13 protein-coding genes and 2 tRNA genes are annotated in these 14,925 nt (G+C 48.4%); 6 read left to right on the top strand and 9 right to left on the bottom strand.

What is annotated here, in order from left to right:
- Positions 1–364: 364 nt before the first annotated feature.
- The 6 genes from V4C51_RS14570 to dacB all read right to left on the bottom strand — a co-directional run bounded on the left by V4C51_RS14570 (position 365) and on the right by dacB (position 6,264).
- Positions 365–440 (bottom strand) — tRNA-Ala (locus V4C51_RS14570).
- Positions 441–551: 111 nt separating this feature from the next.
- Positions 552–628 (bottom strand) — tRNA-Ile (locus V4C51_RS14565).
- A 396-nt stretch (positions 629–1,024) separates the two neighbouring features.
- Positions 1,025–2,992, bottom strand: a complete 1,968-nt coding sequence (locus V4C51_RS14560; RefSeq protein WP_330926913.1) for a Gldg family protein — start codon at positions 2,990–2,992, stop codon at positions 1,025–1,027.
- Between the two features lie 10 nt (positions 2,993–3,002).
- The gene (locus tag V4C51_RS14555; protein WP_330926912.1) at positions 3,003–3,737 is read right to left on the bottom strand and encodes an ABC transporter permease subunit; all 735 of its coding nucleotides are present in this window, start codon (positions 3,735–3,737) and stop codon (positions 3,003–3,005) included.
- Positions 3,734–4,702, bottom strand: coding sequence for an ABC transporter ATP-binding protein (locus V4C51_RS14550; protein WP_330926911.1), 969 nt, complete (start codon positions 4,700–4,702; stop codon positions 3,734–3,736). The genes V4C51_RS14555 and V4C51_RS14550 overlap by 4 nt, the downstream gene beginning before the upstream one ends.
- A 101-nt stretch (positions 4,703–4,803) precedes the next feature.
- Entirely contained in the window at positions 4,804–6,264 is a 1,461-nt protein-coding gene (dacB, locus tag V4C51_RS14545; protein WP_330926910.1) for a D-alanyl-D-alanine carboxypeptidase/D-alanyl-D-alanine endopeptidase, read from the bottom strand.
- Positions 6,265–6,603: 339 nt separating this feature from the next.
- Between dacB and V4C51_RS14540 the strand changes: the two genes are divergently transcribed.
- The 3 genes from V4C51_RS14540 to V4C51_RS14530 are packed head-to-tail and all read left to right on the top strand — an operon-like array spanning position 6,604 to position 10,347.
- Positions 6,604–8,982 carry a Lon protease family protein gene (locus V4C51_RS14540; protein ID WP_330926909.1) on the top strand — a complete coding sequence of 793 codons (2,379 nt, stop codon included), beginning with the start codon at positions 6,604–6,606 and terminating at the stop codon, positions 8,980–8,982.
- Positions 8,983–8,991: 9 nt separating this feature from the next.
- Positions 8,992–9,648 carry an MBL fold metallo-hydrolase gene (locus V4C51_RS14535; protein WP_330926908.1) on the top strand — a complete coding sequence of 219 codons (657 nt, stop codon included), beginning with the start codon at positions 8,992–8,994 and terminating at the stop codon, positions 9,646–9,648.
- Positions 9,649–9,696: 48 nt separating this feature from the next.
- On the top strand, positions 9,697–10,347 hold the full coding sequence (locus V4C51_RS14530) for a YiaD family glycine zipper/OmpA-like lipoprotein (RefSeq protein ID WP_330926907.1): 651 nt from the start codon (positions 9,697–9,699) through the stop codon (positions 10,345–10,347).
- Between the two features lie 84 nt (positions 10,348–10,431).
- Here V4C51_RS14530 and V4C51_RS14525 read toward each other — a convergent pair whose 3' ends face one another.
- Positions 10,432–10,689 (bottom strand): GDCCVxC domain-containing (seleno)protein, encoded by a 258-nt coding sequence (locus V4C51_RS14525; RefSeq protein WP_330926906.1) that lies wholly within the window; start codon positions 10,687–10,689, stop codon positions 10,432–10,434.
- 299 nt (positions 10,690–10,988) lie between these two features.
- Here V4C51_RS14525 and thiS point away from each other — a divergent pair, with 299 nt between their 5' ends.
- The 3 genes from thiS to thiH are packed head-to-tail and all read left to right on the top strand — an operon-like array spanning position 10,989 to position 13,134.
- Positions 10,989–11,189, top strand: a complete 201-nt coding sequence (gene thiS, locus V4C51_RS14520; RefSeq protein WP_330926905.1) for a sulfur carrier protein ThiS — start codon at positions 10,989–10,991, stop codon at positions 11,187–11,189.
- Positions 11,186–12,019 (top strand): thiazole synthase, encoded by an 834-nt coding sequence (locus tag V4C51_RS14515; RefSeq protein WP_330926904.1) that lies wholly within the window; start codon positions 11,186–11,188, stop codon positions 12,017–12,019. Before thiS ends, V4C51_RS14515 begins: the two co-directional genes overlap by 4 nt.
- Positions 12,019–13,134, top strand: coding sequence for a 2-iminoacetate synthase ThiH (thiH, locus tag V4C51_RS14510; RefSeq protein WP_330926903.1), 1,116 nt, complete (start codon positions 12,019–12,021; stop codon positions 13,132–13,134). Before V4C51_RS14515 ends, thiH begins: the two co-directional genes overlap by 1 nt.
- Before the next feature lie 86 nt (positions 13,135–13,220).
- Here the strand turns inward: thiH and V4C51_RS14505 are convergent, their stop codons facing one another.
- Positions 13,221–13,415: a hypothetical protein gene (locus V4C51_RS14505; protein WP_330926902.1), complete on the bottom strand. Its 195-nt coding sequence runs from the start codon at positions 13,413–13,415 to the stop codon at positions 13,221–13,223.
- A 524-nt stretch (positions 13,416–13,939) separates the two neighbouring features.
- A partial coding sequence (locus tag V4C51_RS14500) for a DMT family transporter (RefSeq protein WP_330926901.1) occupies positions 13,940–14,925 on the bottom strand: 986 nt, incomplete at its 5' end.

Genomic DNA, 14,925 nt, shown 5'->3' with positions numbered 1-14,925 from the left:
ACGTCCTTCATCGCCTCTGACTGCCAAGGCATCCACCGCGCACGCTTAGTCACTTGACCATATAACCCAAAGCGATCTGGTAATTTATACACTAAAAAACAGACGACTAAGGCTATACAATAAATAACTACCTTAACGATATTCAGTCATCAACCAGTCACTGTTACCTGACCATTGACAACTGAACGCCATACACTTGAGAGTGTCTCAGCAAGAATATGATTTAAACGACCTAAGTCATTTAAATCAATTCAGCTTAAATTTTGGATTCCACATTGTTAAAGAGCACGCATTTTCCAGAAGGAAAAATGCAGCAAATACGCTTGATGAACAGGTCATCCCATTTACTTTCTTTATAAGCAAGTGGTGGAGCCAGGCGGGATCGAACCGCCGACCTCCTGCGTGCAAAGCAGGCGCTCTCCCAGCTGAGCTATGGCCCCTTATCATCGCCAATAATCTTATGGGTAGTGATTTTTCGTCAATCAAGGTAAAAGGTTACGACGCTTACTGACGTAAACGAATGATCTTTTAACGCCGAGTGGCAGAAAATCTGGTGGGTCTGGGCAGACTCGAACTGCCGACCTCACCCTTATCAGGGGTGCGCTCTAACCAGCTGAGCTACAGACCCAATAAGATCATCGATAACCGATTCATCTAACATACTTTAAATAATACTAATAACCTGTTCTAACTACGGCTATTGGACCCACAACCTGAACGCCCGGCAATAGCAGAGTTTACTCGTCATTTCTACTGTTCAGACGTCGAGCCTGCCATATTCATTACCGCAGTTAGAAAAAGCCATTGCTATAACTTCATCAAGCAAGGTCGGTTATCATACAGTGACCTGTTCTCTTGTCAAGCGCCCTTTTTGGTGGTGATCATTAACACTATTGCATTCAGGTTAACTGATTCACTATCCACCCAGGCTCCTCCTGGCTTCAGTCAGCCAATAAAAGTAGAATCAAAATAGAGGTTACGATAAATTTACCCGACAGTTGCCGGGTAAATTGCGATCTACAGGTTATTTTTTGCGCCTACAGGTATAGCGCCAGCCCAGTACTAACAGGGTAATCAAAAGCGGAACCGCAAGGATATTGATCAACTTCAAAGCTGTACCCAGATTATGAATATCCTGACCTAATTGATGCTGAACATTCCTGAGCTCTTTTCTGATTTTTAACTTTTCCTGCATAAACTTCTCAACTTCCTGTTCTTGTTCAGCATTCAATACCTGCTTTTCTTCTCCCTGTTTTTTGCTTTGAAGCTCGCGTAGCTTGTTCTCCGCTTCAGACAATTCTTGCTTCAGCCTATCTTCTTTCTTACGAAAGCTCGCTTCGGCAGCCTGTTCCAAGGCATTGACTTTATCAAAGGGACGAGAAAACTGACCGCGACTACGGATACTGATCAAATCAGCATTACCCAGCAAATTGTCCACCATATTGATCAACATATCACCATTGTTGGCAAAGGGCTGGACAACCTGCTGCCCAAAGAACTGGGTTTTCCGAACCCAGAAGCGGTCTGTCAAGACATCGGTATCGGTAACGACAATAACGTTTACAGGTTTCATGGAAGCCATTAATTGAGGGGCTTTTGGTTTTTCCTCCTGCTTCTCTTTATCACCGCTTTCTTTGGTTTCAGCCTCTTTCTCAGATTCAGATGTTTTTCCATCCTTAACTGCAACCTGTTCTTCTTTCTGCTCTGCTTTCTCTTTCGGATAGCCATCAGGATAGGCCGTTTTCACATCCCCTGTAATTCGGGCGATTAGCGTGTACTGTTCACCCGTTGGCGTGAAATCTTTATACAAACTACCGGGGTCTGACATCTTGGTGAACTTATCAGCATCCATCAGCATGGCTTTCTTACCCGAATGCAAAAGCGACTCAACTTGGGTTGTAGCCCCTTCAAGCTTTTTGATCGCACCTGCAGTGGATAAAATCACGCTACTCAATGATGAAGTAACAACATCGTGTTTATTAAAATCTTTCTCACCAAAACCAAGAATGCCCAAGTGCCTGACCGGGCGACCTGAAGGAGAGCCTACCGAGAGAGCGTGTTCTTCATCAGCAACAATTTTGTTGGTAGCCATTTCAATACCCCAAGCTTTGAACAATGGCTCAAGGGTAGAAGAGCGCGGAACTCCTCCTCCACCCATACCCATCATCATGCCACCGCCCTGATTAGCTGATTCAGCATCAGGATCAACAAAGACCAAAGCATGCCCACCTGCCAGCACAAACTGATCAATGGCATAACGCAGCTGCTCTGACAAATTAGCCGGATGAATAATAATCAGCAATTTCAAGTCTTCAGGAAGCGTTTTTTTGTCAGTATCGATAGTGGTAACATCATAGAGCTGCTCCAGCTGGGAGACACTGACCCAGGGGCCTGAAGACCGACGCGACATTATATCAAAACCACCATGAATCTGGAGGCCGGAAATAATGCCCACCTTGGGCTTCTCTGTTTGTGTCACGGTAAAGACCAACTTGCTGATATCGTACTCAAGAAAACGTTCTTTATCGGGGTGCAAAAAGCTGATGACTTCTTTTTTGTCCGGGTCATCATCACGGGAAATCACCAAACCAAAGTAGACTTCTTTTGCCCCATTACCCAAAGGCACTGCCTGCAACCCGTATTCTGACGCTTTATCCTCATTCACGGAAAAAGGCTCCGGGTCAATAATCTTGAGCGTCAGATTACCTTTTGACGCTGCCACATATTCTTCCAGTAACTCCTGCACACGGCGAGCATAGTTTCGGATAGACGGCAGATCCTTTGTCTGACCATCAGAATAAAACAGCGTAATAGTGGCTTTTGATTCGAGGCTTTGTAATAAACGGTGCGTACCGTCTGACAAGGTATAGAGTTTATCCTCCGTTAAATCAAGGCGCGCCCCTTTAAACAGTTGTTGGATACCCATCGTCAGCAGCAGTGTCAGCAAAGCCAGCGCTAGCAACCCTGCTTTCGAAAACAGTCGTTGTTTCATTTCCGGCTCCTTAATCCGCTTTTTTCATATCTATGGCAACAGCCGTGGCAATGAGCCAGGCCAGAATCATTACAATAAAGTACAATAAGTCTCGTAAATCGAGGACGCCTCTGCTGATAGCATCAAAGTGGGTCAAAAAGCTCAGTGACGCAATGGCATCCACCAGCATTTGCGGCGCCCAGCCTCGAAATGCATCCAACACCAGAGGAAAACCCGCGACAACAAACAAGAAACACACAACAACAGTCACAATAAAGGCAATCACCTGATTGTTTGTCATCGCCGACATACAAGAACCAATGGCCAAAAAGCCACCTGCCATCATCCAGCTACCAATATAACTGGCAAAAATGACACCGTTATCTGGGTTTCCGAGGTAGTTCACAGTAATCCAGATTGGGAACGTCAACAGTAATGCAATGCCACTGAACACCCACGCAGCCAGAAATTTGCCCAATACCGCTTCTTTCAGCAGGATAGGCAAAGTCAACAACAACTCCAGGGTGCCTGTTTTTCGCTCCTCTGCCCATAACCGCATACTGATAGCTGGAATCAAAAAAAGGTACAACCAGGGGTGGAAGGTGAAAAACGCCGTTAAGTCAGCCTGGCGGGCTTCATAGAAACTTCCCAGATAAAAGGTAAACACCCCGGTCAGCATCAGAAAGATAACAATAAAGACATAAGCCAAAGGTGTCGCAAAGTAGCTAGTGAGTTCCCGTTTAAAGATAATTCCCATACCTTTCATTGAACCACCTCCATCGCTTCAGTGTCCCTGGCGCTTTCAAGGAGGGTCAGTTGCCTGAACACATCATCAAGGCGACCACTTTCTACATAAAGCGCCTTTACTGACCAGCCCTGACTGGCAACCAGCTGAGTCACCGCACTAAAGAGCTCGCTGGAGTGATCGGTATTGACAGGAATCAATGTGAAGCCGGTATTCTCATCACTGACTTCAACCGTTCGCACCCCTTTCAGGGCTGAAAGATTACTCAATGCAGAATCATCAGCATGGGTTAGCGCTAAACGGATGGCCCTGTGGTAACGGGAGCGGGACTCCAGTTCAGCGGGTGTTGCATCAGCCACCAAGGTTCCTTCAGCAATAATCATGGCACGCGTACAAACCGCCGCCACTTCCTCAAGGATATGCGTGGAGATAATCACAATTTTTTCTTTGGACAACCCGCGAATCAATTCACGCACCTGGTGTTTCTGATTGGGGTCCAGACCATCAGTTGGTTCATCAAGTATCAATACCTGTGGGTCATGAATAATCGCCTGGGCAATCCCGACACGGCGCTTGAACCCTTTGGACAGGTTATCAATGGGACGGTTGACCATCGTTTCCAGCGCCAGCCGCTCCACCACATGATCAACGCGGCGTTGCTTTTCCTCACCGGTAAAACCCCTTGCCTCTGCGATAAAGCGCAAAAACTGAGAAACCAGCATATCACCGTAGGCCGGCGCTCCCTCGGGTAGGTAGCCAATCAATGATTTAGCGGCAACCGGCGCTTTTTCAATATCGTAATTAAAGATGGAAACAAACCCCGCCGTTGGCCGAATAAAGCCGGTAATCATTTTCATCGTGGTTGATTTCCCAGCCCCATTCGGCCCTAAAAACCCAAGCACTTCCCCGGGTTGTACCGAAAAGCTGATGTTTTTTACAGCCGTGAAGTCGCCGTATGTCTTTCGAAGATTTTCAATTTTTATCATTGCTATCCCAATCAGTCAGAACTCCTGAGCAGATAAAGCCGGAAGCGCAAAGCGCCCGGACAACTATAAATTAACTTAGAAGAATATAGAACCTGATTGCATTATTGCAATAATGAGTGATTTGAAGAAACCTGGCTTTCAGCCACTGCGTCAATAACCGAGCGCCGAACTGTATGAATTAAATACCGAAACCGTTTTTGCTCATGGGCCGATGCAAGCCGACCCACCGACAAACCGTTAATAATCACAACAAACAACAGAGGCGCCTTCCCCTGGGCAAAAGTATATCCTGCGAAGGCGCTCACGCCTTTCATCGTGCCGGTCTTATACCAGCGACCCGAGAGCTTGCGGTTAATCAGCCAGGGAGCTTTATTGCGCCATTGCTGCCAGTTCCTTGCTAATAATGAATACAGGGTGTTGGCGCTGATCAGGTTGTAACGTGACAACCCCGAGCCGTCCTGCATATAAACCGTACGAAAGCCAGGTATGCTTTCACCCAGCAAGTCATAAACTGCCTTGATTCCGGTCTCATAAGAGCCTGTCTTCCCTGAAGACGCGTACCCCAACGTTTTCAGCAAACTGTCCGCATACAGGTTGTCTGAGGTTTCCAGCATTTTCACCAGCAGCTCTGATAACGGTGCAGAGCGGTGCTCCGCCAAAACCGCACCCAATGTCTGGGGAGCCTTACCCAGAACAATCGGCCCTTTATGCTCTATGCCCTGCTTCCTCAAAGCCCCGGCCAGGTAGTCCCTGGCAACAACCCCGGGATTATTCACCGCAAAGGCCAGTTTCAGGGGCCAGGCAGTTTTTGCCATGCAGCCTTTCAGGCTGTATTCTGCTGCACCAGAAGGCCAGGCCATGGGCGGGCACCGCAAGTGCTCTTCATTGGAGGTTGTGAGAATATGGTTCTCCAGCCGCATAGGCCAATCAGGACGGGCATATTCCAGCACTGCTGGCTGCCCCACTTTCTTGCCGGGTTTGAGCAGCGCGTAGAAACAATTTCGGTTCAGAATAATGGCAGAAGGCTGAGCCGCGAAACAAATACTCAAATCATCCCACACCACACCTTCAGCATTGGCATACCCGCTAAAGCGCGAACCATCCAGCCAGATGGTGCCATCAATTGAGCGAATGCCCTTTTGCTTGAGCGCCAGCAGCATACGATCAATATCCCCGCGCTGTAATGTCGGATCACCACTGAAAGCCATCACCATCCCACCTTTGAGAACCGCTGTCCGCCCCGGTGCGCGATGAGCCAGCAACTGTGTCGAATAGCGAAAATCTTTTCCCAGTACCTCCAGCGCTGCCGTGGCCGTCACAAGCTTCATCACACTCGCTGGCGTCATTAACACATTGCCATTCTCAGCCACCAGCCGGTGTCCTGACACAGGGTTGCCCACTATCACGGACCACTGCGCCCCCTTAGGTAAGGTATGTAAAATAGCGTCGATAGATTGCGTCAACCCCTCTCCCGCCTTTACAGAGGGCACCCACACAGAGGCACAGAAAGAGACACACAACATGATACAATTCAGTGTGTGCCAGCGGTATTTCAATGACATAAGCTCAGGCCACCCATATCGTATAAGCTATGGTACTACGATGTGGGTAAAAGGGTGATAAAATAAGCACCATTGGCAGACATTAGCCTCTATATACCCACAGTGCAGTGCGTTATGATGAATAAGTAAGCGGCAAGCCTCTAGGAGCCTGTCGGACTTATGCTTTCGAGCATAAGTCCGACAGGCTCTTAGGTATCACTATCAGGCGGGGCCAGGGCTTTCAGACTGTAACTGGCCACAAGCAGGGTGCTCACATTTCCCACTTGATCACTCTGTCTTCCTGTCAAGGCTTTTGCTCACTCTCAGTTTCGTTCACTTTTCCGGTAGATGACAACCTTCGTGAAAAAACTCAAATTATCATCCAGTCAGCTCATTGCAAAACAGCCGGTCAAAGAGCTCGCATTCAAATCCACCGACGAGCTGGACAATTACGTCGGTATTCTTGGCCAGGAACGTGCCAACAGCGCCATCCAGTTTGGTGTCGCCATGAATCGCTCTGGCTACAATATTTACGTGATGGGTGAGTCCGGCACAGGCCGGATGTCCTATTTGCGCAAATACCTCGAAAAAGAAGCCAGACACCAAACCCCACCGGATGACTGGGCCTATATCAATAACTTTGATGACCCGCGCAAACCGGGTGTCCTGCAACTGCCTGCCGGCCACTGTAACAAACTGCATAAAGATTTTGAGCAGTTTATCGACGGGCTATTGATGACTTTTCCCGCTGCCTTTGAAAACCCCACATACCAGCAGCGCAAAAGTATGATTGAGCGTGATTTCAACAAGCGGTACGACAAAGCCATAGACGCCATTGAGCAAGAAGCGATCAAACGGAATATTGCTCTCTACCGCGAGGCGGGTTCCCTGAGTTTCACCCCCATGGTAGAAGGCAAAGCCCTCGACGAAACCGAATTTGCGCGACTACCCGATAAGAAGCGTGAAACGTTCAACAAGGCCATTTCCGATCTGGAAACCATGCTCAACAAATCACTGGTGGAACTGCCCCAGTGGAAACGCGAATCCAATGAAAAGCTGCAAGCCCTGAACCAACTGACCATTGACCAGACCCTTGAGCCACTGCTGAAGCCGTTAAAAAAAACCTACGCTCAGCAGGAAAGTATTCTGAATTACCTGGAAGCCGTCAAGCAGCATTTGCACCGTACCGTGGTTGAGCTGCTGATTGATGAACGGACCAGTGAATCCCGTGAAGAAGCCCAAAAGCGCTCTGCGCTGGAAGAGCTGTACGCGCCGAACCTGGTCGTGGCGCACTCGAAAAAACCCATTACCCCGGTGACATATGAATCCCATCCCAACTATAAGAACCTGTTTGGCCGCATTGAGTATGCCAGCGAAATGGGCGCGCTGGTCACAAATTATCGCCAGATATGCGCTGGCTCCCTGCACCAGGCCAATGGGGGGTATCTGTTGCTGGAAGCCAATAAACTTCTGGAGGAACCGTTTGTCTGGGAAGCATTAAAGCGGGCTCTGAAAGAACAACAGCTAAAAATTGAGTCCCCCTATTCTGAGATGGGCCTGCTCAATACCACTACTCTGACCCCGGAGACCATTCCACTGAATGTTAAAATCATCCTGGTGGGTTCACGGGAGATTTATTATGTACTGCAACAGATCGACAGTGATTTCCACGAGATGTTCCGGGTACTGGTGGATTTTGAAGACCAGATTCCCAGAACACCGGATAATATCCATGCCTTTGCCCAGTTACTGAAAAACCGTGCTGATGATGAAGGCTATCCACCTCTGACCGCAACAGCTGTGGCACGTATGATCGAGCACAGTTGCCGCTTAACTGAAAATCAGCAGCAAATGTCCGCTAAAATTGGTGACCTGTTTGACTTGCTGGCAGAAGCCGATTTCATCCGCCGCAGCCACAATGGACGCAAAATCAATCATGAGCATATTGATCGCGCCCTTAATGCTAAAGCAGAGCGTACCGGGCGGGTCAGGAATCAAATGCTACAGGAAGTCCTTGAGGGCAGTATCCTGATTGATACCAGTGGCGAGAAAATCGGCAAGATCAATGGTCTTACCGTCATGGTCATTGGCGACACCAGCTTTGGCTCACCGGCACGGATTACTGCGACGGTATACCCCGGATCACAAGGCATTGTTGATATTGAACGGGAGGTTTCCCTTGGGCAGGCTATTCATTCAAAAGGGGTGATGATTTTAACTGGCTACATTGGCAGCAAGTATGCCCAGCATTTTCCCCTTGCTATTTCTGCCAGTTTGACCATGGAGCAATCTTACGGTTATATTGACGGTGACAGTGCCTCCATGGCAGAGCTATGCTGTCTGATTTCCGCTCTGACCAACACCCCGATCAAACAGTGCTATGCCATTACCGGCTCCATGAACCAACACGGTGAAGTGCAGGCCATTGGCGGTGTCAACGAAAAAATAGAAGGCTTTTTTGATCTGTGTGTCGCCCGGGGCCTGTCAGGTGAACAGGGTGTCATTATCCCCGCAGCGAATAAGCGCAACCTGATGTTGCACCCAAAAGTAGTGGAGGCTGTCAGGGCGAAAACCTTCAATATTTTTGCCGTCAATCACGTTGAAGACGCCCTGGAACTCCTCACAGGTTGCAAGCCCGGTAATCTCAACAGCAAAGGCGTATACACCAAAGGGTCGATTAACTACAAAGTGGTCGCGCGCCTGAAAGAAATTGCCGAACTCTCCAAGGACAGTCATTAGGGAGTATCCATGACAGTGAATGTTAACAAACCCACTTTTATCCGGGAAAGCTTTCCCGTCGGCCCCCTCCAGTGTAATTGCACCATTATTGGTGATACCCTGACAAGCAGGGCAATGGTCGTTGACCCGGGGGGAGACCCTGAGTTGATTATGACCCGGCTTAATGCCCTGCAGCTCAAGGTAGTGGCGTTAATCCATACCCATGCGCACCTTGATCATTTTCTGGCCAGCGGTGAAATAAAAAAACGAACAGGCGCACCGATTCATCTCCACAAAAATGATAAATTCCTATGGGATAATCTTGAAACACAGTGCAAACTATTTAATGTCCCCTACCAGCCGGTGCCTGACCCGGATTTCTGGCTCAGTGATGATGAGCAGTTACCTTGCTGCCAGGGGGTATCATTACATACGCCCGGGCATACGCCAGGTTCCATGTCCTTTTGGTTTGAGAACGAAAAACTGCTCATTGCCGGCGATACCTTGTTTCGCCGATCCATTGGCCGGACAGACTTGTGGGGCGGAGATTATAAAACCATTGAAAAATCCATTCGCCAGCGGTTATATACACTGGATGAAGAAGCGGTTGTGGTGACAGGTCATGGACCTGATACGACAATCGGTGAAGAAATACGTGAAAACAACATCATTCGTGGAATAGCTTGAGAGATCATTTAAATACACAACGTGGAAAACACCCTAAAGAGTATGACAATGCCTGTAAAAAAAGTCGCGGCTGTAGCTGCTTTAACCCTGCTTATGGCTGGCTGCCAGACCACTAACCCCTACACGGGTGAACAAGAAGTGAACAAAACCAGCAAGTATGCCGGTGTAGGCGCCGTTGCTGGTGCCATTATCGGAGGTATTGCTGATGGGAGTAAAGGTGCCCTTAAAGGTGCGGCGATAGGCGGTGTCGCTGGCAGTGGCTATGGCTACTACATCGACCAGCAGGAAGCCAGACTCAGGGCCGAGCTGAAAAATACAGGCGTCCAGGTTAAGCGTCACGGCGATAACCTGCAGCTGATTATGCCGTCAAACATCACCTTTGATACCAACAAAGCAGATATTAAGGCCAGCTTTTACCGCGTGCTAGGCTCTGTGGCCACAGTCTTCAAGGAGTTCGACAAAAATCTGATACAAGTGATAGGGCATACTGACAACACCGGTAGCGATAAAATCAATTTACCCTTGTCAAAGCGCCGTGCAGATAGCGTGGCTGGTTATCTGGTGGGTCAGGGCATCCCCAGTTCACGAATTACCGCCTACGGCAAGGGTTCATCCGAGCCTGTTGCCAGTAACAAAACCAGCGCAGGCCGTGCTGCTAACCGCCGGGTAGAAATCGATATTTTGCCAAAACCCCAATAAAACCCTGATAAAGTGCCATAATCCATGGGCCGGTCAAACACCGGCCTCTTTCCTTTGACGCTATATACAGTGAACTGATTACGTTTAGTTGATAGTACACGCGCGTCCGGCTCGACGCTGTCTGACAATCGTATAGGAAGATTTTTCCATCTGAGACGTCGGGCAGAGTATTGTGCCATGGGAACAGTAAATACAACAGTCGCCGCTTTCTGGCGTGATCAGTTGCTGGCAGTTCTTGCATTCATAGAGTCTGACACACACATCCAAAGGCATTGCTTCTACCACACTGTGCCCACAGTCGGGGCAACTGACAACAGACGTCGTTTTCAAGGTTTCAGTCATTCTTATTCTCCGTACATTAAAAAAATCGTGCATTCCATATGCGCATAAGTTAAAGATATCGACTTATGGGGAGAAAAGCTTATAGTTTTCATGCCCATGGTCTTTTCTAACTCCCCTGAACTGGACCCCAAAAATCAGACAGTGGCGTAGGCTCTGATCAATAGCAAATTGGATAAAACCCATTCAGGGTTTCGCGACACCCTCTATAAGGCAGCGAGTAAAAGGCAGCGAAACTACCCAAAACCTTTTCATTTCATTAGAATTGCCACTTGTTTCAGGCAAACAATGATCCCTCTTTAATGAATATTCTTGTTAACAATCAGTCAGTATCTCTTGATAAAGACACCACGCTGACAGGGCTTTTAAAGCACCTTAAACAACCACAAAGTAGTATTGCTCTTGCTGTCAACCAACAAGTGATCAGCCGCAGCCTTTGGGATACTCATACGATAAAAGAGAGTGATCACATCACCTTGATTACAGCGACGGCGGGGGGGTGATACGGCAGTTTGTCAGTAACATAAACCCCTTGCCCTTTTTTCTGGATAACTATATCACTTGCATGTTAACTATATCTGACCACACGTTTAACTCCCGGCTATTGGTAGGCACCGGTAAATTTTGCGACAGTAACACCATGATGGACGCGATCAAATGCTCTGAAAGTGAGCTTGTGACCATGGCACTCAAACGTGTTGACTTAACTGCTGAAGACGACGACATTATTACCCCGCTGCGGGCAGAACAAATTACCTTACTGCCCAATACCTCAGGCGCGCGCACAGCGGATGAAGCGGTTTATGCCGCTCAGTTGGCCCGAGAAGCCCTGGGTACTTCCTGGCTCAAGCTGGAAATACACCCTGACCCAAAATACCTTTTGCCTGATCCCGTTGAAACTCTGAAGGCTTGTGAGCAACTCGTTAAGGCGGGCTTTACTGTTCTGCCTTATGTGCATGCTGACCCTGTTATCTGCAAACGCCTTGAAGAAGCCGGAGCTGCTGCCGTTATGCCGCTAGGTGCACCCATTGGCAGCAATCTGGGCTTGAAAACCCGAGAGTTCCTGCAAATCATTATTGAACAAAGCCGGGTGCCTGTTGTTGTTGATGCCGGAATTGGCAGCCCGTCTGATGCGGCCGAGGCCATGGAAATAGGTGCCGATGCGGTACTGGTCAATACGGCCATTGCCGTCGCGGGCAACCCCGGACAAATGGCCTGCGCCTTTAAAGAGGCGGTAACCGCTGGTCGCAGAGCCTACGAGGCAGGCTTGGGGATACGTGCTTTAACCGCTGAGGCCAGCAGTCCCCTGACTACTTTTCTGGATACCCTCTGATGGCGTTTCTCACCACCTTTAACCAGCTCGACTGGCATGATATTAAACTGCGCATTGCCGGAAAAACAGCAAAGGACGTCCGACAGGCGCTGGTCAGTCAACGGCTGACCCATGAGCACTTTCTGGCACTGATCTCACCGGCTGCTGAGCCTTATCTTGAGGCGATGGCACAAAAAAGCATGCAGCTGACCCGCCAGCGCTTTGGTAATACCATACAGCTCTTTGTACCCCTTTACCTGTCCAATAAATGCACCAATATTTGCACCTATTGTGGCTTTAGTATCGGGAATAAAATTCGTCGTAAAACCCTCACCATGGCAGAACTGGACCAGGAAGTGGCCGCCCTTAAAGCGTTAGGTTTCGACCATATTCTGTTGGTCACAGGTGAAGCAAAAGGCACAGTGGGCTCCCCCTATTTCAGGGAAGTGATCAAACGCTTGCGTCCGCATTTTTCACACATCAGCATTGAAGTGCAGCCCCTTGAGCAAAATGAGTATGAGCTGCTGATGGCAGAGGGGCTTGATGCGGTTCTTGTTTATCAGGAAACCTACCATCGCCAGGCTTACGCCAGCTACCACCTCAAAGGCGCCAAAACAGACTTTGATTATCGCCTGAACACCGCTGATCGTCTGGGCAAAGCGGGTATTGATAAAATAGGGATTGGTGCACTGATAGGTCTTGAAGACTGGCGAACCGATGCAGCTTTTGTGGCAGCTCATCTGGATTACCTGGAAAAAAACTACTGGCGCACCCGTTATTCACTGTCTTTTCCGCGCCTGCGACCTTGTGAGGGTGAGTTTCAGCCTGTCTCTGTTATTTCTGACCGGCAGCTGGTTCAGTTAATTTGTGCATACCGCCTGTTTAATCCTGAAGTGGACTTGTCCCTGTCAACGCGGGAGTCTGCCGCTTTTAGAGACAATGTGCTTCCTTTGGGAATCACTACCATAAGCGCCTATTCCAGCACACAACCGGGCGGTTACGCTAACAGGGAAAGCACCGCCCTTGAGCAATTCAGCATCGACGATGGACGACACCCTTCTGATATTGCCAAAGTAGTACAGAAGATGGGGTTGGAGCCTGTCTGGAAAGACTGGAGTCCATGTTACCGGCATTGACACGCATTCCCTGAAGCCAGCGTTTATTGGGGTGAGGAGGGCATCGTATAACTGGCTGTGAGAAACAGCCAGTGAGACAAGAAACGTTACCGCCTTTGCGTCCGTCGAACAACACACCAGCCACCTTCATCTTTCACGGCCTCACGACAGGCTGCGTAGGTGCTGTAACTCCCTTCTGTGATACCGTATTTTAACTGGGCAACGTATTCTGTGGCTGTGGCTGCTCCAGGTGTCAGCGCAAAAGTCAGTGCGATACCCGATAGTAATGCTTTTATTTTCATAACAATCTCAATCTCCCTGTTTTGAGCAATGAAGGGTTACATTCATTGGTAAAATATTGCTCTTTTCCAGCTAATAGCAGCATTACCGCTCCCTGCTTTTTACATCATCAGCCACTTTGGCTTATATAATCAAGTAGAAGCTACATTTGTGAGTCTGAAAGTCATGCTCCCTGGGAGCCTGTCGGGCTTAAGCTTTTGAGCATGAAATTCAGTAGAGCGAGTCAGATTTTTCGATGGATTCGTGCGAATAGTTGACCTATTTAAGCAAATTCATCGGAAAATATGGCCGCTCTTTCTGGATTTCAGGCCGAAATTGCCTTAAGTCCGACAAGCTCCTAGGAGCCTGACCGAGAATAGCGCCCGTAGCGAGGATTACGAGAAATTGAGGATAAAAATTTCTGCTTCTGAGGATAATAGTGGGGCTATTTGACGAAGAAGCAGGAATTTTTAGACCCATTTATCGCAACCGCAGTAGGGTAGTCTATTCTCGGACAGGCTCCTAGTGGCAAAGGGTTGCTGGTCACTCAATCAAGGGCAGGCTGCTTTTTGGTTTTGAAGAGGCTTGCCCAAAAAGCGGTATCTGTTTTCGCTAACAACATACCGCCGAGTAAAGGCACGAGTATCATCATGGACTGGCGTGAAATTGGATGGTGGGTGAGAAAGGCTGACAGTGTCAGTGCAACCAAAGGGAATAATAAAAAGCACAAAGAAGCGGTAAAGGGCGCCGCGATCTCATTGAGCTTAAAGTAGGCTGCTATGCCACCGACACTGGCAATGACACCGAGATAAGTCACTGATGACAGGGATTCAAGGGTAAAAGCGTTCCAGTTTGGCTGCTCAATCAGGCTTGAGCATCCAAGTAGAAACACGGCAGCGATAAGGGCGGGCAATGCGTTATAAGTAAAAACAGGAATATTGCGACAGTATTTTTGTAACATCACGTATATCAGCGAATGCATAACCACAGCGCCACCGAGGGCAGAGGCACCGAGGAGGTAATCGTTACCACCGATCTCCATTTCTTTCATTAGAATCAAGCAAAGGCTGACCACAGCTGTTACCAGCCCAACCACTTGGTGTTTGCTTAAACGTAAACCAAGCAGTGCGGTAGAGGTTAGCATCACCGCAATGGGCATATTGGCAAAAATGATAGCAGCAAGGCCGGAAGAGATGTATTGCTCACCAAAAATCATCAGGGTAAAGGGTATCGCAAAGTAGCACACAGCCACCACCAGCATCCATTTCTGTTTGCCTTTTGGAAAGAACAAGGGCTGCTTTAACGCTTTAGCCAGTCCAATCAAAATGGGGGAGGCAATCAAAAACCGCAGCCCAGTGGCAAGAACAGGGGGAATTGAAGCAACAGCCAGCTCCATTGCCATCCAGGTAGTGCCCCAGATAACGCACACAGAGAAAAAAAGAAGAAGAGAAAGTTTTTTGCGGGGCATTACCACTACCTCAACAAATAGAAATAAATATACATGAATAGCTGTTGAATAATTACTATAGAGCA

This window comes from Candidatus Sororendozoicomonas aggregata, from assembly GCF_031528575.1.
GTDB lineage: Bacteria > Pseudomonadota > Gammaproteobacteria > Pseudomonadales > Endozoicomonadaceae > Endonucleibacter > Endonucleibacter aggregata.
Note: the sequence above shows the minus strand (reverse complement) of the source record. Positions and strands in the feature narration are given on the sequence as shown.